Raw genomic sequence first — 18865 nt, 5'->3', positions numbered from 1 at the left:
GCGGCCATAGCGAAGGGGAAACGCCCGGTTACATTCCGAACCCGGAAGCTAAGACCTTCTGCGCCGATGGTACTGCGAGGGTGACCTCGTGGGAGAGTAGGACACCGCCGGACTTCTTTCGAGAGAAGCCCCTCCATTCGTGGAGGGGCTTCTCGTCGTTAACGGCCCATTCAGACGCGCGCACAATTGGATGGACCGCTGCGCTGCGCTGCGTTGCGCTCTCGAGCCGACGGCGTCAGCCGCGGTCAGGGAATCCGTGCGGGAGCGCCGCGAGCGTCGGAGCGAGCTGCTCCAGTCGCGCGCGCTCGAGCTCGCGCGCCGTCGCCTCCCGCTCGCGGCGAAGGACGGCGACCGCGGCGAGGAAGAGCTCGGGGTCGGCATCCGGAACCGGTGAGACGTAGACGGCGGCATCGCGAGCGAGTGCGGCGGCGAGCCGCTGGCGCGTCGCGGGCGTGTGACCGCCGGCCTGGCCGAGGAACTGCGCGATCCGTCGCGACAGCGCGTCGGGCAGCCGTGCGACGTCGGCCGTCGAGGCCCACTCCGCCAGCTCAGGGGGCACGCCGAAGGTTCGCGCCTCGATCCGTGCGACGCGCTCGTACTGGCTGTAGGTGCCGGCGATCAGGTCGCCGAGTCGCTTCGCGCGCGCGTTGAGCATCGCGACCATGACGGCGGCGCCGCCGAGGGTCAGCACGATCTCGAACAGCCCGACGAACGAGCGGATGAAGGCGTGCCGGAACGACACGGCGCCGCCGTCATCGCGCACGATGCGGTCGCCGAGCGCCCAGCGACCGAGCGACTTGCCCTGGCTCGCGGTCTCGACCACGGCCGGCACAATCACGAGCCCGAGCACGGCCGTCGAGATCGCGACCGCGGCGTAGAGGTTCTCGGGCACGCCGAGCGACGGCGCCGTCTCGAGCAGCAGCCAGATGAGCAGCCCGGTGCCCACGACGTACACGGCGTAATCGATCGCGGCGCCGGCGGCGCGGAGGATGACGCTCGTCGGGCGCAGCTGGAGGGCGACCGCCTCGCCCGTGAGGAGCTCGCGCTCCGCGTCGTAGTCCGTCCCGGTCGGGATCGGAGCCGCCGCAAGACCGGACATGCCATCATCTAAACAGATGGACCTCGACGCGTACTCCGCCGCCCACGCCGACGAGTGGGATCGCCTCGACGCGCTCGCGCGCCGCCGCCGCTTCGCCGGTCGCGACGCCGACGAGCTCATCGACCACTACCAGGCCGCGGCGACCCACCTGTCGGCGATCTCGACGACCGCGGGCGACGTCCCGCAACGCGAGCGGCTCTCCGTCGCGCTGTCGCGGGCGCGCCTGCGCTTCACCGGCGCGCAGGCCGAGCCGCTCGTGCAGCTCGCGCGCTACGCGACGCGGGAGGTCCCGGCGGCGCTCTACCGCATCCGATACCTGTCGCTCGTGATCGCCGTCGTGTTCGCGATCGTCGCGACCCTCTACGCGGTGTGGATCGGGTCGAACCCCGCCGTGATCGCGAGCCTCGGCGACTACGAGACCCTGCGCCGCTACGCCGAGCAGGACTTCGTCAACTACTACTCCGAGTCGTCCGAGGCCTCGTTCGCCGGCCAGGTCTGGGTCAACAACGCCTGGATCGCCGCGCAGTGCGTCGCCTTCGGCATCTCGGGCTTCTGGGTGCCGTTCGTCCTGCTGCAGAACGCGCAGGGAGTCGGACAGAGCGCCGCGATCATGGCCGAGTTCGACCGGCTCGACGTCTTCTTCCTCAATATCGCCCCGCACGGCCAGCTCGAGCTGTACTGCATCTTCGTCGCCGCGGCCGCGGGGCTCATGATCTTCTGGGCGTGGGTCGCGCCCGGCTCGCGCACGCGGCTGCAGGCCCTCGCCGAGGACGGCCGCGCACTCTTCGCCGTGATCGGCGGCCTCGTCGTCGGGCTGCTCGTGAGCGGCATCGTCGAGGGCTTCGTGACGCGGCAGGAGTGGCCCGACGTCATCCGCATCGGCATCGGGACGCTCGCTCTCGCGTGGTTCCTCTGGCTGCAGTGGATCGTCGGCCGCGCCGCGACGCGCGACGGCGAGACGGGCGACCTCGACCCGATCAGCCGGGGGGCTCGCGTCGTCGTGGCCGATTGAGCGAGCATCCTGAACCGTTCGTATTGTTGACTCGTTCACGAAAAGTGATAGTGTCGAGGGGTGCCCGTGACCGATGAGACGCTCCTCCGCGAGGCCGGCCTGCGGGTGACCGCCGGCCGACTGGCGGTGCTGCGCATCATCGAGCGGATGCCGCACAGCGAGGCCGATCGCATCCACGCCGCTCTCGTGGCGGCCGGCGATCGTCTCACCCTGCAAGCGGTGCACAACGTGCTCGGCGACCTCACGGCAGCCGGCGTCCTGCGGCGCATCGAACCCGCGCGGAGCCCCGCGCGCTACGAGCGCCGCATCGGCGACAACCACCACCACGTCGTCTGCACGCAGTGCGGCGCCGTGGGCGATGTCGACTGCGTCGTCGGCGAGGCTCCGTGCCTCGTGCCGTCGAGCACGGGCGGCTTCACGGTGACGACCGCCGAGGTGACGTTCTGGGGCCTGTGCCCCGCGTGCTCCGCCTCGACGGAGCTGACCTAGCGCGCCCCGACCGACGAGCGCCGCGGATGCCCGTGGCGCGCGATCGATCGTGCGCGCGCCGAGCGCGATCCATTTCCCATCCCCCGAAGGAGCCCTTCCGCGTGACGAACCGAACGACGACCACCTCCGGCGCCCCCGTGGCGAGCGACCAGCACTCGCAGACCGTCGGCGCCGACGGCGTCATCCCGCTCACCGATCACTACCTGGTCGAGAAGCTCGCCCAGTTCAACCGCGAGCGCGTGCCGGAGCGCGTCGTGCACGCCAAGGGCGGCGGGGCGTTCGGCGTGTTCGAGACCACTCACGACGTCTCGGCGTACACGCGGGCGGCCTTCCTGCAGCCGGGCGTGACGACCGAGACGCTCGCGCGCTTCTCGTCGGTCGCCGGCGAGCAGGGCAGCCCCGACACGTGGCGCGACCCGCGCGGCTTCGCGCTCAAGTTCTACACCTCCGAGGGCAACTACGACCTCGTGGGCAATAACACGCCCGTCTTCTTCATCAAGGACGGCATCAAGTTCCCCGACTTCATCCGCTCGCAGAAGCGCCTGCCGGGATCGGGGCTGCGCGACCACGACATGCAGTGGGACTTCTGGACCCTGCAGCCCGAGTCGTCGCACCAGGTGACGTGGCTCATGGGCGATCGGGGCATCCCGACGTCATGGCGCCACATGGACGGCTTCGGCTCGCACACCTACCAGTGGATCAACGCGGCGGGCGAGCGCTTCTGGGTGAAGTACCACTTCCGCACCGAGCAGGGCCACGAGACCCTCACGCAGGAGCAGGCCGACCGCATCGCCGGCGAGGACGCCGACCTGCACCGCCGCGATCTGTTCGAGGCGATCGAGCGCGGCGAGCACCCCTCGTGGCAGCTCTCGGTGCAGGTCATGCCGTACGAGGAGGCGAAGACCTACCGCTTCAACCCGTTCGACCTCACGAAGGTGTGGCCGAAGGCCGACTACCCGCTCATCCCGGTCGGGCGCCTGACGCTCACCCGCAACCCGGAGAACTTCTTCGCCCAGATCGAGCAGGCGACCTTCGCGCCGTCGAACTTCGTTCCCGGCATCGCCGCGAGCCCCGACCGCATGCTGCAGGCGCGCATCTTCAGCTACGCCGACGCGCACCGCTACCGCGTGGGCACCAACCACGCGCAGCTGCCGGTCAACGCGCCGAAGACCGAGGCGCACGCGTACTCGAAGGAGGGCGCGATGACCTACTCGTTCCCGCCCGCGAACCAGCCGGTCTACGCGCCCAACTCGTTCGGTGGCCCGCACGCCGACGCCGAGGCCCACGGCCCCGATCGCGGCTGGGAGATGGACGGTGAGCTCCTCCGCACGTCGGCCACCGTGCATGCGGATGACGACGACTACGGGCAGGCGCGCGAGCTCATCACGCGCGTGATGGACGACGCCCAGCGGGATCGTCTCGTGTCGACGATCATCGGCCACGTCTCGGGCGTGACGATCCCCGAGCTACGCGACCGCGTCATCCAGTACTGGACGGCCATCGAGCCCGGCATCGGCGCGCGCGTCGCGTCGGGTCTGCCCGAGATCGCCGCCCCGAAGGCGACCCTCGTGCCGGAGCCGACCGCCGCCAAGTAGCGGGCATCCGCACCGAACGGGCCGTCTCCCCTCGCGGAGGGGCGGCCCGTTCCGCATCTCTGCGACACGCCGATAGGTCGAGTTCTTCTCGACGGGCATGCCGGGAATGCATATGCTCGGCATGCAGTCATCGATCGGATGCGCCGGTCGGCTGTCGAAGGAGTCTCCATGTCGGTGCGTCACGGCCTGCTCGCTCTGCTCTCGCAGGGGCCGAGCTACGGCTATCAGCTCAAGGTCGAGTTCGAGCGGCGCACGGGCGACTCGTGGCCCGTCAACGTCGGGCAGGTCTACAACACGCTCGATCGCCTCGAGCGCGACGGACTCATCGAGCGCGGCGAGACCGACGGGGACGGCCACGTCTTCTACGCGATCACCGACGCGGGGGCCGCGGAGGCGCGCGCCTGGCTCGAGGGGCCCGTGGTGCGCGGTGCGGCCGCGCGCGACGAGCTCGCGGTCAAGCTCGCCCTCGCGGTGACTCTTCCGGGCGTCGACCCCGAGGCGATCATCCACGCTCAGCGGGTCGCGACGATCCGGTCGCTGCAGGAGCTCACGCGATCGAAGGCGGCCGGCGGCGACCCGGACTCGCCGGAGGAGTTTGTCTGGCAGCTCGTCGTCGATGCGCTCATCTTCCAGGCGGAGGCCGAGGTGCGGTGGCTCGAGCATTCGGAGGCGCGGATCCGGCGCCTGCAGGCTCGATCCGGCTCGGGAGGCGCGGACGGCGGCGCGACGGCGTCAGCATCGCGCCCGGTGTCCGCCGAACCGCCCGCCACGACGACGGCGAGCGCCCGATGAGCCGCGAGCGGATCGGCGCGAGCGAGCTGCTGCGCCTCGACGCCGTCTCGATGCACTACGGAGCGGGCGAGAACTCGGTCACCGCGCTCGCGGGCGTCGACCTCTCGGTCAAGCGCGGCGAGCTCGTCGCGATCATGGGCGCCTCGGGCTCGGGCAAGTCGACCCTCCTGACGATCGCCGGGGGGCTCGTGACGCCCACGAGCGGGGAGGTCGTGATCGACGGGCAGTACCTGCGCGACGCGAAGCCCGCGCAGCTCGCGGCGATCCGCCGCCGCACGCTCGGCTTCGTCTTCCAGGACTTCAACCTCGTGCCGGCGCTCACCGCGGTCGAGAACGTGAGCCTGCCGCTCGAGCTCGACGGCTGGAAGCGCTCGAAGGCCCGTCGCGCCGCCCTCGACGCGCTGCACCTCGTCGAGCTCGATGACCGCTCCGAGCACTTCCCCGACGACCTCTCCGGCGGTCAGCAGCAGCGCGTCGCGATCGCGCGCGCCGTCGTGGGCGGCCGCACCCTCATCCTCGCCGACGAGCCCACGGGGGCTCTCGACTCGCAGACCGGCGAGGTCGTGCTCCGGATGCTGCGCTCGCGCATCGACGAGGGCGCGGGCGGCATCCTGGTCACCCATGACGCGCGGCACGCCGCCTGGGCCGACCGCATCGTGTTCCTCCGCGACGGTCGCGTGGTCGACGAGACCCGCCGCGACGACGCGAGCGCGCTCCTGGCGACGGGCGCGTGAGAGAGTCGCGCACCGCCCGGCCCCCGCTGCGATTGGCGCTGCTGCTCGCCGCCCGCAACGCGCGACGCTCGCTCGGGCGCAGCATCCTCATCGCGCTCATGATCGCCGTGCCCGTCGCGGGCATGTCGGCGACGGCCGTCGTCGTCGCGAGCTCGAATCCGACGCCGGAGGAGCTCGTCGAGCTGAATCTGGCCGACGCGGAGGCCGTCGTCCAGGTGGTCGGCCCGCCCGGAACGGTCGACCGCCAGGCGGCGTTCGCGCCCCTGCAGGGGTTCTGGGATCAGACCGACCCGGGCGCCGCGATCGACGAGTCCGCCGAGGTCGTCGACCCGGCGTCCGTGATCGACGGTCGCGTCGTCGCCGCGGTCAGCACCGTCGCGACGCTCGACACCGGCGACCGGCTGCGGCAGGTGCAGGCGACGGCCGGCGACGTGTTCGTCGACGAGCTCGCTGGGCGGTTCGACCTCCTCGAGGGCCGCGCGCCGGAGCGCGACCGCGAGCTCGTCGTCTCGCCCGCCCTCGCCGACGAGCTCGGTCTCGCGGTCGGTGCCGTCGTCTCGACGCAGCCCGACGGGGTCGAGCGCACGATCGTGGGGCTCGGGCGCAGCGCTCACGACGCGAACGACGTGCTGCGGGTGTTCGGCACCATCCGCGGCCTGGGCGCCGAGGCGGAGGGAGTCCGCGCCTTCGGCGCCACCTACTTCGCCCTCGACGCCGCGCTGTCGTGGGACGACGTGCAGGCGCTCAACGAGCAGGGCCTCATCGCGACGTCGCGCGACATCATCCTCGGCGGCGGGCCGTACACCGGTGCGGTCCCCGAGGACCCGCTCGCGTCGTTCTTCGGATTCCAGGGGCAGTTCCTCGCGCTCGCGGCGATGATCGGCGCGTTCCTGCTGCTGCAGGTCGTACTCCTGGCCGGTGCGGCGTTCATGGTCGGCGCCCGCCAGCAGCAGCGGTCGCTCGCGGTGCTCGCGAGCGTCGGCGGCGACCGGCGGCTCATGCGCGCCGTCGTCACCTCGGGCGGCGTCGTGCTCGGCGCCGTCGGGTCGGTCATCGGGCTCGCGCTCGGAACGGGGGCCGGCGCTCTGTTCATGGAGCTCACCCGATCGGGCAGCGCTCTCCAGTACCCCGGCTTCCATCTCGACCCGGTGGTCCTCGGACTGACGGTCGTCGTCGCGACCGCCGCCGGATGGCTCGCCGCGGTGATCCCGGCACGCATCGCGACCCGGGTCGACGTGGTCTCCGCGCTGCGCGGCGCCCGGCGGCCGGCGATCGTCGGATCGACCGCGCGCCGCGCCGCGCTTGCGACTCTCGTCGTGGGCGCCGTCATCCTGCTGAGCGGCGGCGTGCTGCTCGTGGTCCTCCGCACGCTCGAGGAGTATCCGCCGATCGCCGATGGCATCGCCGTGGCGACGATCGCACTCGGCGCGATCGTCCTCCAGCTCGGCGTCGTGCTCGCACTCCCGATGGTCCTGCGGGCCGTCGCCCGCGCGACCGCGTCCGGCCGCACCTCGGTCCGGCTCGCCGCGCGCGACTCCGCTCGCAACGCGGGCCGCACGGTACCCGTCGCGGCCGCCGTCATGACGACCGTGTTCCTCGCGAGCTTCCTCATGAGCGTGTTCGGCGCCGTCCAGATCGAGAACGAGAAGTGGCACACCTGGCAGGCGCCCATGAACGCGGTAGCCATGACGGTGCGAACGGCAGACCCGATCACGAACGAGTTCCGGACGATCGACGACGTCGATGCCGTCGTGACAGGGGTCGCCGACATCGCCGATGCCGAAGCCGTGCTGGTCGAGGGCGCCTACACCCGCGACTACTGGGGCTACGACGAGCGGACCGGGCAGCCCATCCTCCCTCCGGAGGGGACGACGACCCTCGTCGTCGCCGTCGACGAGGATCAGGTGTGCCCCTCGTTCCTCGGCCCGCCGCCCGATGCGACCGAGACGGAGCTCCGCGCGTTCGACGAGCTCGCGGCGGACGACCCGCGCTGCGCCGCGGAGTCGGGCCGGATGCTGTTCTGGTCCAACCCGTTCTTCTCCGACAGCATCCGTGTCGGCGACGTCGACGCGCTCGAGATGGCGACCGGGATGTCGCTCGACGCAGAATCCCGCCGCGCCCTCGAGTCGGGGGGAGTCGTCGCCATCCATCCCGAGTACCTCGTCGACGGCGAGGCGCGGCTGCGCTGGGTCGACTCGGTGCAGCTCGTCGACGGCGGCTCGGGCGGAGTGCACCGCCTCGACTCCGTGCGGGAGGAGGTCCTCCCGGCGGTGGTGCAGGAGCCGCCGACCCCGCTTCAGGGGGCGCTCCTGATGCTTCCCGAGACGGCGCGCGCGCTCGACCTCGACGTCATGCCGGTCGCCGTCATCGCGTATCCCGAGGGCGCCCCCGGCGCCGCCGAGCGCGACGCGCTGCTCGAGCTCTCGCGCGAGCTCACAGGGGACCCCTGGGGCGTCCAGGGCGTCGTCGAGACCGGACCGGCCGACATCGTCGGCGTCGCCGCCTGGGTGCTCGTCGGCGTGAGCGGCGCGATCGCCCTCACCGCCTCCGCGATCGCGATCGGACTCGCCCGCATCGACGGCCGCCGCGACGAGGCGATCCTCGGGGCGATGGGCGCGACCCGGCGACTGCGGCGAGCCGTGAGCTTCTGGCAGGCCGTGTTCCTCGCGGGCATCGGCGCCGTCGTCGGGGCGGGCCTCGGCCTCCTCGCGGCGGGGGCCCTCGCGCTGCCGGGCGGCCCGATGCCGTTCGCGCCGCCGCTCCTCCAGCTCGGCATCGCCGCCCTCGGCGTTCCGCTGCTCATCGCCGTCGGCGCCTGGCTGCTCGCGGGCCGCGCCACGGCCCTCCCGACCGATCGCTCCGCGATCGCCTGACCGTCGGGCGGCCGGCCGTTTTCGACGACCGGACCGGCCGCCCGACCGCTACAGCCGACCGGCGGCCTTGTACGCGAGGTACCGGTCGGCGACGGCGGGCGGCAGCTCGAGCGGCGCGGCCGTCACGACGTCGGCGCCGAGGCGCTGCACCGCCGCGGCCACGCGCTGAGCATCCAGCATCGCCCGCTCGGCCGCCGCGGCGCGGTAGACGGATGCTCGATCCGAGCGATCCGCGGCCGCCGACAGCAGCGCGGGGTCGGTGACGGCCGCGACGAGCACGAGGTGCTTGCGCGTCAGCTGCGGCAGCATCGCGAGGAGCCCCCGCGTGGATCCGGGCGACTCGAGCGGCGTGGCGATGACGACGAGAGCGCGCTGCGAGGTCATCGAGCGCACGAGCGAGGGCACGGCCGTCCAGTCGGTCTCGAGCAGCTCGGGATCGATGGGCGCCATCGTGTCGACGAGCTTCGCGAGCAGGTCGGCGCCGCGCGCCCCCTGCACGCGCCCGCGCACGCGCCGGTCGAACACCGCGACATCCACGCGGTCGCCCGCGCGATCGGCCAGCGCCGAGAGCAGCAACGTCGACTCGAAGGCCGTGTCGATGCGCGTCTCGTCGGCGATGCGCGCCGCGGCGGTGCGGCCCGAGTCGACGATGACGACGACGTGCCGGTCGCGCTCGGGGCGCCACGTGCGCACCATGAGCGTCGGCGCGGGGGAGCCCGCCGGCCCCGGTCCGCCCGCGCGGCGAGCCGTGGCGCGCCAGTCGATCGAGCGCACGTCGTCGCCGCGCACGTACTCGCGCAGGCTGTCGAACTCGGTGCCCTGCCCGCGCACCATGAGCGAGGTGCGGCCGTCGAGCTCGCGCAGCCGGGCGAGCCGCGAGGGCAGGTGGCGCCGCGCGGCGAACTCGGGCAGCACGCGAATGCCTCCCGGCACGCGGATGCTCGCCTGCCGCCCCGCGAGCCGCATCGGCCCGATCGCGCGGATCGTCACCATCGCGGCCTTTCGCTCGCCGCGTCGCCACGGCCGCAGCACGCTGCGCACCGCGCGGCGCTCGCCCGCGGGCACGTCGATCCGCTGGCGTCGGGGGGTCGCTCCGGCCGAGGGCTCCCACGCGTCGCGGATCACGCCGCGCAGGCGGCGACGCGAGCCGTTGGTGACGAGCAGGGTCACCTCGGCCTGCTCGGTCAGGCGCACGCGCTCGGGGCCCGACCGCGCGAGCGATGCGGCGCGCGGGGAGGCCGCGAGCGCGGCATCCACCGCCATGAGCACGAGGCAGAGGGCGACCCAGCCCACGTACGCCCACCCGTTCGCGAGCAGCACGACGGGCACGACGCCGAGAGCGACGAGCGCGACGAACCACCCCGTGACGGCCATGGCTACAGCGGGACCTGGGTCTGCTGCACGACCGAGCGCAGGATCGTGTCGGCCGAGACGCCCTCGAGCTCGGCCTCGGGGCGCAGGCCGATGCGGTGCCGCCACACGGGCAGGATCATCTGCTGCACGTGGTCGGGCGTGATCGCCTCGGCCCCCGAGAGCCAGGCCCACGCCTTCGTCGCGGCGAGCAGCGCCGTCGTGCCGCGGGGGCTCACGCCGAGACGCACCGACGGGCTCTGGCGCGTGCCGCGCGCGAGGTCGACGAGGTAGGCGAGCAGCTCGGGCGTCGCGCCCACCTGCGCGACGGATGCCCGGGCGGCGGCGATCTGCTCGGCTCCGAGCACGGGTCGCAGGCCCGCGGCCGCGAGGTCGCGCGCGCTGAAGCCGTCGGCGTGGCGCTGCAGCACCTCGATCTCGGAGTCGCGCGCCGGGAGGTCGAGCACGAGCTTGAGCAGGAAGCGGTCGAGCTGCGCCTCGGGGAGCGTGTAGGTGCCCTCGTACTCGACGGGGTTCTGCGTCGCGGCGACGACGAACGGCTCGGGCAGGGGGTGGGTCGTGCCGTCGACGGTGACCTGGCGCTCCTCCATGGCCTCGAGCAGCGCCGACTGCGTCTTCGGGGGCGTGCGGTTGATCTCATCGGCGAGCAGGATGTTCGTGAAGACCGGCCCCCGACGGAACTCGAAGTCGCCGTTCTTCGCGTCGTAGACGACCGAGCCCGTGACGTCGCCCGGCATGAGGTCGGGAGTGAACTGCACGCGCGTCGTCGTGAGGCTCAGCGCGTGGCTGAGCGAGCGCACGAGCAGGGTCTTCGCGACGCCCGGGACGCCCTCGAGCAGCACGTGCCCGTTGGCGAGTAGCGCGACCATGAGGCCGCTCACGGCCGCATCCTGACCGACGACGGCCTTGCCCACCTCGCTCCGCACGCTCGCGAAGGATGCCCGCAGGTCGCTGTCCATGGTGTTCTCCTCTTATCGGGTGGTCGGTTCGGAGCGGTCGTCGGGGCGGCCGTCGACGCCCTCGTCGGCGAGGGCGACGCGGCGCTGGACGAGGCGCTCGAGCTCGAGCAGCTCGTCCGAGAGCGCGACGAGCTCGCCGTCGTCACGGGGCTCGCGGTCGACGAGCAGCGCGCGCAGCCCGGCGCGGTCGCGGCCCGCGATGCCCGAGACGGCGGTGACGATGTCGTCGAGGCCGGCGGCGCTGCCCAGGGCGAGCCCCTCGGCGAGGCGTCGCAGCGTGCCGACCCGCAGCGCGTCGAGCGCCCGCAGTCGCGAGCCCTCGCGGGCGTAGAGGCGCGCGCGGCCCTCCATCGTCTCGGTCGTGCGCACGACGACGGGCAGATTCTCGATCACGACGGGCCCGAGGCGGCGGCCGCGCCACACGGCGGCGGCGAGTCCGACGGTCAGGGCGAGCCACGCGATCGGATTCACCCAGCCCGGGTAGAGCTCCGACAGCCCGGTCGCGCCGTGGGTGACGTCGGCCGTCGACGCGACGTACCAGATGAGGCGCGGATGCTCGCCCGCGAGCCCGAGCGCGAGCGCGGCGTTCCCCTCCCGCCCGATGAGACCGTTCTGCACGACGCCGCCCGCGCCGAGCAGGTGCAGGTCGCCCCCCGCCGGCTGGTCGAGCGACACGAGGGCCGCACCGCCCTCGCCCTCCTCGCCCGGGAAGCAGACCTCGACGGCGTCTCCGGTGGCGGCGGCGCCCGCGGCGTCGAGGCCGACGCCGTCGGTCGTGATCGACCCGGCGCGCTGCGCGGCAGGGAGGGAGCATCCGGCCTCGTCTCGGACGCCGCCGAGGGACGGGACGCCGGGCGCGATCGAGGGAGCGAGAGCGCCGACCGCGAGGGCGGGGGGCTCGACGAGGACGAGCGAAGCGGCCGCGCCGTCGAGGGCGCTCCACTGGTCGGCTGAGAGCACCGCTCGCGGGTCGGCGGCGACGAGCGTCGTCGTCGCGGGGTCATCGACCGCGGCGAGGGCCGCGTCGAGCGTGTCCGCCGTCACGACGTCGATGCCGGAGTCGCGCAGCACCTCCACGAGGGCGCGCGACCCGGCGGGCGCCGCCTCGTCGGCGGCGAAGCGGTCGGCCTCCGCGGTCGATCGGGTGGTCAGGCCGTAGACCGCGGCGAAGGCGAGGAGGAGCGCGACGAGCACGATCCAGAACAGGGCGCGGCGGAGCGTGCGGCGAACGGTCGGCGTGACGACCTCGGCCGCCGTGCCGAGGGGCGCGCCGGTCACGACGCCCGTTGTCGTGGACGTCGTGGGCCCTGCGGGTGCCGTCGCCGTCACCGCGGAGCCTCGACGAGATGGGCGCCGCTCGCGGCCTGTTCGAGCAGGGGAGTGGCGCGCGAGAGCCGGTCGTCGAGCTCGCGGACCCGCTCGTAGCCGGCGCGGTCGCCCTCGTGGGCGAGATAGCGCACGCCGTCGAAGAGGTCGGCGGCCGCCTCGAGCTCGGAGCCGGCGTCGGGGAACGCCCGGGCCGCCTGCCGGGCGACCGCGTGGGCGGTCGTGCCGGGGAGCAGCGCGACGAGCGTCCGCTCGTCGAGGGAGCGCGCGATCGCCCGGTAGCGGTCGGCGATGGCCGTGCGCCAGTCGTCGCGCGCGGCCGCCGCCGCGGCATCCCGTCGCAGCTCGCGCGCCGAACGCGCGTCGCTCTCGCCGAAGAGGTCGTCGCGCACCTGCGAGCGGCGGCGCCAACGGGGCAGACCGTAGATGAGGAGCGCGACGACGACCGCGAGCGCGATCAGGACGGCACCGACGATGAGCACGCCGAGAGGAAGGCCGCCCGTGCCGCCGAACTGCAGGCCCGCGAACCACTCGATGATCGACTGGGTGAGCAGGTCGAACCACGTCGGCTGGGCCTGCGCGTACTCGAGCTTCGCGAGCTCGTCGAGGAGCAGGTTGCGCGCCTCGTCGGCGTCGGGCTCGAGCGGCGCGGTGAGCATCGGGGCGGTCGGGCGGGGCGTCACGACCGAGCGGGCAGGAACGGGTCGTCGGTGCTCGCGCCGGTCGCCCGGGCCTCGACGGTGCGCTGCAGGTCGAGATCGAGCCCCTCGTCGCGCATGCGGGCGTCGACGTAGAGGAGCGTGGCCCCCGCGGAGAGCAGGACCGCACCGACCGCTCCCACGACGGCGCTCAGCGCGATCGCGATGACGTTGACGCCGATGAGGAAGCCGAGATCGGTCGTGAGGTCGCCCGTCGGGTTGACGAGTGCGCCGGCGAATCCGGAGACGAGGCTGAACGGCGCGGTCACGACGCTCGCGGCGGTCTGGATGGCGACCGACAGGAGCAGCATGATGCCGAAGGTGCGCCAGAAGCGGCCGACGACGAGCCGCCACGACCGGGGCACGGCGTCGCGGAGCGGTCGGCGCTCGAGCACGAGCGCGGGCGAGACGAAGAGGAGCTTGATCCACAGCCAGGAGGCGAGGACCGCCATGCCGAGTCCGCCGAGGATGCCGATGAGGACGCCGGCGACGATGCCGCCGACGTCGCCGATCGACACCATGAGCACGATGATCGCGACGAGGATCACGATCGCCGCCGTGAGGGCGGCGCTCAGCAGGAGGGACCAGCCGACGAGAGCGCCCCACCGGCCCCGACCGCGCGCCCAGAGCTGCCGGAACGTCAGGCGCTCGCCGAGGGATGCGCTCGCGACCTCGATCGCGATGACCCCCTGCAGGAGCGCGCCGGCGACGACCGTGAGCGCCGCGGTCAGGAGCGCCGAGATCAGGATGACCGCGCCCGTGCCGATCGCGATCGCCTCCATGTCCTCCGGGGCCGCGCGCGCGATGCGGTCAGTGCCGAGGAGGACGACGACCGTGACGACCGCGCCGGCGAGGAAGGTGACGAGGGTCGTGAGCCCGATCGCGACGCCGAAGACCGGTCGCGGGTTGCGACGGAGGACCCGGAAGGTCGTGCCGAAGATCGTGCCGAAGTCGAGGGGCCGCAGGGGGATGAGCCCGGGTCGCGGCGGCGGCGCCCAGCCCGCTGCGGGAGGGGGGAGGGCGGGGCCGGTCTCGGCCGCGTGCCACGGGGACTCGCCGCTCGGCGGAACGGGAGCGGCTGAGGCTCCGGGGGACTGCCACGCGGGGCTGTCGGTCATCGTCTCGCGTCCTTCACGCCGTGGTCGTTCCCTGACGAACGTATGCTGTCACACTCGTCTAGGCTGTAGCGAACACCCCTCGGGTTCGCTCGAGAGGCGCCCCGGATCGGCCAAGGAGGGCCCGAGAGCACCATGACCCCGCGCATCCTCGTCGTCGATGACGACACCGCGCTCGCCGAGATGATCGGCATCGTGCTCCGCGGCGAGGGCTACGACGTCTCGTTCTCGCACGACGGCGCGGAAGCGGTCGGGGCGTTCGAGGAGTCGAAGCCCGATCTCGTCCTCCTCGACCTCATGCTCCCGGGCATGGACGGCATCCAGGTGTGCCGTGCGATCCGCGAGCAGAGCGGGACGCCCATCATCATGCTCACGGCGAAGTCCGATACGGCGGATGTCGTGCAGGGCCTCGAGAGCGGAGCCGACGACTACGTCGTCAAGCCATTCAACCCCAAGGAGCTCGTGGCGCGCATCAAGACGCGCCTGCGCCCCTCGCCCGAGGCGGCCGTCTCGACCCTGCCGATCGGCGACCTCGTCATCGACGTCACCGCGCACGAGGTCAAGCGCGGCGACCAGTCCATCTCGCTCACTCCGCTCGAGTTCGACCTGCTGCTCGCGCTCGCGATGAAGCCCAACCAGGTGTTCACGCGCGAGATGCTGCTCGAGCAGGTGTGGGGCTACCAGTACAAGGCCGATACGCGCCTGGTGAACGTGCACGTGCAGCGACTGCGCGCCAAGGTCGAGCTCGACCCGGACGAGCCGCGCATCGTGATGACCGTGCGAGGCGTGGGCTACCGGGCCGGCGCCACGCTCTGATCCCATGCCGCCCCTCGACTGGCGCGACTGGCTCGCCCGGGCCCGGCGGCTGTGGCGCACGTCCCTGCAGCTGCGGACGGTCGCGATCACCGTCGCGCTGACGACCGTCGCCGTCACGATCATCTCGGGCTACATGTCGCTGAGCATCGCGACCAACCTCTACGACGCGCGCAAGCAGCAGGTGCTCACGGAGGCGCGCCAGGCGACCGCGAGCGCGCAGCGGCTGTTCGACTCGTCCGTGACCCAGACGGGCACGGTCGACCTCGAGACGGCGAACTCGACCGCGCAGACGACGATCCGCACCGCGTCCTCCAACCCCGGAGGCACGCAGTACGCGATCCTCCGCAGCGAGGGCCAGTCGACGGCGCAGATCATGCAGTCGGTCACGAGTCGAGAGCTCGACATCTCGGTGATCTCGCCCGAGCTGAAGGAGCAGGTCGCCCAGGGCGACGGGTCGGTCTACGCGCAGGCCGTCACCCTCACGACCGCAGCGGGCGTCGACCCCGGCATCGTGGTCGGCGGCGCGATCGAGGTGCCGACGGCCGGGCAGTACGAGGTCTACCTCGTCTACAACGTGCGCGACGTGCAGCAGACCCTCGACTTCGTGCAGCAGACGCTCGTGATCGGCTCCCTCCTGCTCGTGCTCACGATCGGCCTCGTCACGTTCTTCGTCGTGCGCCTCGCGATCGCCCCGGTGCGGGTCGCCGCGGACACCGCGGAGAAGCTCGCCGCCGGCCAGCTCGAGGAGCGGATCCCCGAGAAGGGCGAGGACGTCATCGCGACCCTCGCGCGATCGTTCAACCGCATGGCCGACAGCCTGCAGCGCCAGATCACCCAGCTCGCCGACCTCTCGCGCGTGCAGCAGCGCTTCGTCTCCGACGTCTCGCACGAGTTGCGCACGCCGCTCACGACGATCCGGCTCGCGGGCGACGTGCTGTACGACCAGCGCGACCAGTTCGCCCCGGCGACCGCGCGCACGGCCGAGCTCCTCCACACGCAGGTCGAGCGCTTCGAGTTCATGCTCGGCGACCTGCTCGAGATGAGCCGCTTCGACGCCGGCGCCGCCCAGCTCGACATCGAGCCGACGAACCTCGTGCGCCTCGTCGAGGACTCGCTCGAGGGCATCCGCCCGCTCGCGGAGGAGAAGGGCAGCGAGCTGCGGCTCGTCGCGCCGGGCGGGTACTTCGAGGCGGACGCCGATGCGCGGCGTCTCCGCCGCATCCTGCAGAATCTGCTCGGCAACGCCGTCGATCATGGCGAGGGCCGCCCGGTGGTCGTCTACGTCGACTCCGACGCCGACGCCGTCGCGATCGCCGTGCGCGACTACGGCATCGGCATGAGCCCCGAGGAGCTCGAGCGCGTGTTCGACCGCTTCTGGCGCGCCGACCCGTCGCGTCAGCGCTCGACCGGCGGGACGGGCCTCGGGCTCGCGATCGCGACGGAGGACGCGCACCTCCACGGCGGCACGCTCGATGTGTGGTCGGTCGAGGGCGAGGGCTCGTGCTTCCGACTGACGCTGCCCCGTCGGCCCGGGCAGCCGCTCACGGGCTCGCCCATCGAGCTGCCCCCGGTCGACCCGCTCGACGCGGCGCTCGCCGAGAGCGGGGGGCGCGATGACTGAGCGCCCCATGTGCGGTCGGCTGCGCCGCCGCTGGCTCGCGCTGACCGCGGTCCTGCCTGCAATCCTGCTCGCCGCGTGCGTGCAGGTGCCGTTCAGCGGCCCCGTCCAGCCGGGCGGCGAGGTCGAGGAGAACATCGACGCGGAGTTCGACTTCCTGCCCTCCGGGCCCGCCGAGGGGGCGAGCCAGGAGGAGATCCTCGCCGGCTTCCTCGCCGCGACGACCGCCTCGCAGAACAACTACCGGATCGCCCGCCAGTACCTCGCAGAGGACGCGCAGCAGGACTGGAACCCCTACGCCGGCACCCTCGTGCGCAGCCGGGAGGGCGTCGTCGCGCGCGTCGATGACGCGACGCTGTCGTACACGGCCGCCGTGAGCGCCGAGGTCGACGGTCTCGGTCGCTACAGCGCGGCGGGGGAGGGGCCGCAGGAGCTCGCGCCGTTCCGCTTCGTCGAGGAGGAGGGGGAGTGGCGCATCGCCGAGCTGCAGGACGGCATCCTCATCTCCCAGCAGGCCTTCCCGTCGGCGTTCAGCCAGCACTCCGTCTACTACTACGACCCGGCCTTCCAGAACCTCGTCCCGGATCTCCGCTGGTTCCCCACCCGGGCCGAGGTCGCGTCGCGCATCGTGCGCGCGGTGCTCGAGACCCCGACGAGCTGGCTCGAGGGCGCGGTCGTCTCCGCCGTCCCCGAGGGCACCGCGCTCGCCGCCCTCGTCACCGTGACCGGCGGGGTCGCGCAGGTCGACCTCACCGACGAAGTGCTGCTGATCGACGATGCGCAGCGCCGCGCGCTCAAGCGCCAGCTCGAGGCGAGCCTGCGCAACGTGAGCAACGTCGCGAGCGTGCAGCTCACCGTCGATCAGAACCCCGTCCAGGTCGCCGACGGGCCGCTCGGGCTCGACGTGCCGCCGCAGGTCGACGCGCGCCTCCTCGTCCGCACGGAGGAGGGCTTCGGCTTCCTCGGCGCATCCGGGGTCGAGCCGGTCGGAATCCTCAGCGACCGCGTCATCGAGCTCGGCGCGACGGCCGTGACGCTCGGCCCGAGCGGGACGCTCGCGGCTGCCCTCACCGACGCGGGCGTCTGGTCGGTGCGGACGGGCGAGGTCCCCGCCGCCCTCCTCGATGCGCGCCCCGGGCTCGTCGCGCCGAGCGTCGACGGCTACAGCTTCCTCTGGACGGCGACCGCGAGCGGAGCCGGCGGCATCCGCGCCACCGAGCTCAACGGCACCGTCCACGCGGTCGAGGCGCCCATCGCATCGGGTGATCGCGTCGTCTCGATCGACGTCTCGCGCGACGACGCTCGCGTGCTGCTCCTCCTCGACGGCGGCAGCGGCCCGCGCCTCGTGGTCGCCGCGATCATCCGCGACGTCGCCTCGAACGTGCCGGTCAGGCTCGGGCAGTTCGAGGAGCTCCCGATCGCCGACGGCACCCCCATCGACGCTGCCTGGGTCGACGAGGTGCGGGTCGCCGCGCTCCTCTCCGACGCGGACGGCGCCCTCGCGCAGCTGCTCGAGATCGGCGGCCGGTCGCGCTCCCTCGGTCGACCGGCCGACGCCGTGCAGCTCGTCGGCGGCAACGGCGGAGCCGACGGCCTGCGCGCCCTCACGATCGACGGGGTCGTCCTCGAGCCGCGGGGATCGGGCTGGCAGAGCACGGGCGCGCGCGCCGTATTCCTCGGCGTGCAGCAGTAGCGCCGCTCCGCCGCTCGCGCGACTCCTCCCCATCCGGCGGGTCGCGCGCGGACCCCCGATCGCGGTCGCATCCCGCCCGCACCGTGCTCGACTCGTCCACCCTGAGCCGATGACGACCCGACCGAGCGATCGGTTCGCCGGTCTTCTCCGCACCGCACTGCTCGACGCCGCGGCTCTCGTCGCCCCGGTCGACTGCGCGGGATGCGGAGCCCCCGACCGCGCGCTGTGCTCCGCATGCGCCGCGCAGCTGGCCCCCGACCCCCGCACAGCGCAGCTCGACGTCGCACCCGGCTGGTCGGTGCCGCTCGCGGCGGGCATCGCCTACGAGGGCACCGCTCGCGCGGCCATCCTCGCGCTCAAGGAGAACGGCCGGACCGAGCTCGCGCGCCCGCTCCGCGCGCCGCTGCTCGCGGCCCTCGAGCTCGCCTACGCGCAGCCGGGGGCCCGCGGCGCGCTCCTCGTGCCCGTGCCCGGCTCGCCCGCCGCGCTCCGTCGCCGCGGCTTCCAGCCCGTGGAACTCCTCGCCCGTCGAGCCGGGCTCGCGACGACGCGCGCCCTCGCCCTCGCGCCCGAGCCGGACGCGGGAGCGCAGAAGACGCGCTCCCTCTCCGAGCGCACGCGCGACCGCGCCGAGCCCGCGGTCGTGCGCGCGCTCGGCGGGCGCTCCGTCGTGCT

The 18865-nt window shown here is 73.2% G+C and carries 16 protein-coding genes and 1 rRNA gene; 11 read left to right on the top strand and 6 right to left on the bottom strand.

Translation table 11 applies throughout. The features are described 5' to 3' along the window. A 5S ribosomal RNA gene (gene rrf, locus Q7T15_RS07875) occupies positions 1-113 on the top strand; the annotation flags it as partial. Between the two features lie 122 nt (positions 114-235). Here the strand turns inward: rrf and Q7T15_RS07870 are convergent. Then, the gene (locus Q7T15_RS07870) at positions 236-1099 is read right to left on the bottom strand and encodes an RDD family protein (protein WP_304695015.1); all 864 of its coding nucleotides are present in this window, start codon (positions 1097-1099) and stop codon (positions 236-238) included. A 16-nt stretch (positions 1100-1115) separates the two neighbouring features. Between Q7T15_RS07870 and Q7T15_RS07865 the strand changes: the two genes are divergently transcribed. The 6 genes from Q7T15_RS07865 to Q7T15_RS07840 all read left to right on the top strand — a co-directional run bounded on the left by Q7T15_RS07865 (position 1116) and on the right by Q7T15_RS07840 (position 8594). Further along, complete coding sequence (locus tag Q7T15_RS07865) at positions 1116-2111, top strand: stage II sporulation protein M (RefSeq protein WP_304695013.1); 996 nt, start codon at positions 1116-1118, stop codon at positions 2109-2111. A 60-nt stretch (positions 2112-2171) separates the two neighbouring features. Further along, the gene (locus tag Q7T15_RS07860; protein ID WP_370689120.1) at positions 2172-2600 is read left to right on the top strand and encodes a Fur family transcriptional regulator; all 429 of its coding nucleotides are present in this window, start codon (positions 2172-2174) and stop codon (positions 2598-2600) included. Between the two features lie 101 nt (positions 2601-2701). Beyond that, positions 2702-4195 (top strand): catalase, encoded by a 1494-nt coding sequence (locus Q7T15_RS07855; protein WP_304695009.1) that lies wholly within the window; start codon positions 2702-2704, stop codon positions 4193-4195. 168 nt (positions 4196-4363) lie between these two features. Beyond that, positions 4364-4987: a PadR family transcriptional regulator gene (locus Q7T15_RS07850; RefSeq protein WP_304695008.1), complete on the top strand. Its 624-nt coding sequence runs from the start codon at positions 4364-4366 to the stop codon at positions 4985-4987. Continuing rightward, positions 4984-5721, top strand: coding sequence for an ABC transporter ATP-binding protein (locus tag Q7T15_RS07845; RefSeq protein ID WP_304695006.1), 738 nt, complete (start codon positions 4984-4986; stop codon positions 5719-5721). The genes Q7T15_RS07850 and Q7T15_RS07845 overlap by 4 nt, the downstream gene beginning before the upstream one ends. Then, a complete protein-coding gene (locus tag Q7T15_RS07840; RefSeq protein ID WP_304695004.1) occupies positions 5718-8594 on the top strand; it encodes an FtsX-like permease family protein in 2877 nt (958 codons plus the stop codon). The genes Q7T15_RS07845 and Q7T15_RS07840 overlap by 4 nt, the downstream gene beginning before the upstream one ends. A 48-nt stretch (positions 8595-8642) precedes the next feature. Here the strand turns inward: Q7T15_RS07840 and Q7T15_RS07835 are convergent, their stop codons facing one another. The 5 genes from Q7T15_RS07835 to Q7T15_RS07815 are packed head-to-tail and all read right to left on the bottom strand — an operon-like array spanning position 8643 to position 14066. Further along, on the bottom strand, positions 8643-9968 hold the full coding sequence (locus tag Q7T15_RS07835; protein ID WP_304695002.1) for a DUF58 domain-containing protein: 1326 nt from the start codon (positions 9966-9968) through the stop codon (positions 8643-8645). A 2-nt stretch (positions 9969-9970) separates the two neighbouring features. After that, a complete protein-coding gene (locus tag Q7T15_RS07830; protein ID WP_304695000.1) occupies positions 9971-10924 on the bottom strand; it encodes a MoxR family ATPase in 954 nt (317 codons plus the stop codon). A 12-nt stretch (positions 10925-10936) separates the two neighbouring features. Further along, positions 10937-12202, bottom strand: coding sequence for a DUF4350 domain-containing protein (locus tag Q7T15_RS07825; protein ID WP_304694998.1), 1266 nt, complete (start codon positions 12200-12202; stop codon positions 10937-10939). A gap of 47 nt (positions 12203-12249) precedes the next feature. After that, the gene (locus Q7T15_RS07820) at positions 12250-12933 is read right to left on the bottom strand and encodes a DUF4129 domain-containing protein (protein WP_304694996.1); all 684 of its coding nucleotides are present in this window, start codon (positions 12931-12933) and stop codon (positions 12250-12252) included. Further along, a complete protein-coding gene (locus Q7T15_RS07815) occupies positions 12930-14066 on the bottom strand; it encodes a glycerophosphoryl diester phosphodiesterase membrane domain-containing protein (RefSeq protein WP_304694994.1) in 1137 nt (378 codons plus the stop codon). The genes Q7T15_RS07820 and Q7T15_RS07815 overlap by 4 nt, the downstream gene beginning before the upstream one ends. Positions 14067-14198: 132 nt before the next feature. On the opposite strand from Q7T15_RS07815, the gene mtrA reads away from it, so the two are divergent. The 4 genes from mtrA to Q7T15_RS07795 all read left to right on the top strand — a co-directional run. Next, positions 14199-14879, top strand: coding sequence for an MtrAB system response regulator MtrA (gene mtrA / locus Q7T15_RS07810; protein WP_304694992.1), 681 nt, complete (start codon positions 14199-14201; stop codon positions 14877-14879). 4 nt (positions 14880-14883) lie between these two features. Further along, entirely contained in the window at positions 14884-16500 is a 1617-nt protein-coding gene (gene mtrB, locus Q7T15_RS07805) for an MtrAB system histidine kinase MtrB (RefSeq protein WP_304694990.1), read from the top strand. Continuing rightward, complete coding sequence (locus Q7T15_RS07800) at positions 16493-18190, top strand: GerMN domain-containing protein (RefSeq protein ID WP_304694988.1); 1698 nt, start codon at positions 16493-16495, stop codon at positions 18188-18190. The genes mtrB and Q7T15_RS07800 overlap by 8 nt, the downstream gene beginning before the upstream one ends. Positions 18191-18299: 109 nt before the next feature. After that, a partial coding sequence (locus Q7T15_RS07795; RefSeq protein ID WP_370689119.1) for a ComF family protein occupies positions 18300-18865 on the top strand: 566 nt, incomplete at its 3' end.

The sequence above is a fragment of the Microcella sp. genome, assembly GCF_030645145.1.
Taxonomy (GTDB): domain Bacteria; phylum Actinomycetota; class Actinomycetes; order Actinomycetales; family Microbacteriaceae; genus Microcella.
Note: the sequence above shows the minus strand (reverse complement) of the source record. Positions and strands in the feature narration are given on the sequence as shown.

What these genes read in the sequence shown, in the direction of transcription:
- Q7T15_RS07830 (WP_304695000.1), bottom strand. Translation starts at nt 10,924, where the DNA reads ATGGACAGCGACCTGCGGGCATCCTTCGCGAGCGTGCGGAGCGAGGTG.
- Q7T15_RS07835 (WP_304695002.1), bottom strand. Translation starts at nt 9,968, where the DNA reads ATGGCCGTCACGGGGTGGTTCGTCGCGCTCGTCGCTCTCGGCGTCGTG.
- Q7T15_RS07850 (WP_304695008.1), top strand. Translation starts at nt 4,364, where the DNA reads ATGTCGGTGCGTCACGGCCTGCTCGCTCTGCTCTCGCAGGGGCCGAGC.
- mtrB (WP_304694990.1), top strand. Translation starts at nt 14,884, where the DNA reads ATGCCGCCCCTCGACTGGCGCGACTGGCTCGCCCGGGCCCGGCGGCTG.
- Q7T15_RS07870 (WP_304695015.1), bottom strand. Translation starts at nt 1,099, where the DNA reads ATGTCCGGTCTTGCGGCGGCTCCGATCCCGACCGGGACGGACTACGAC.
- Q7T15_RS07815 (WP_304694994.1), bottom strand. Translation starts at nt 14,066, where the DNA reads ATGACCGACAGCCCCGCGTGGCAGTCCCCCGGAGCCTCAGCCGCTCCC.
- mtrA (WP_304694992.1), top strand. Translation starts at nt 14,199, where the DNA reads ATGACCCCGCGCATCCTCGTCGTCGATGACGACACCGCGCTCGCCGAG.
- Q7T15_RS07845 (WP_304695006.1), top strand. Translation starts at nt 4,984, where the DNA reads ATGAGCCGCGAGCGGATCGGCGCGAGCGAGCTGCTGCGCCTCGACGCC.
- Q7T15_RS07800 (WP_304694988.1), top strand. Translation starts at nt 16,493, where the DNA reads ATGACTGAGCGCCCCATGTGCGGTCGGCTGCGCCGCCGCTGGCTCGCG.
- Q7T15_RS07865 (WP_304695013.1), top strand. Translation starts at nt 1,116, where the DNA reads ATGGACCTCGACGCGTACTCCGCCGCCCACGCCGACGAGTGGGATCGC.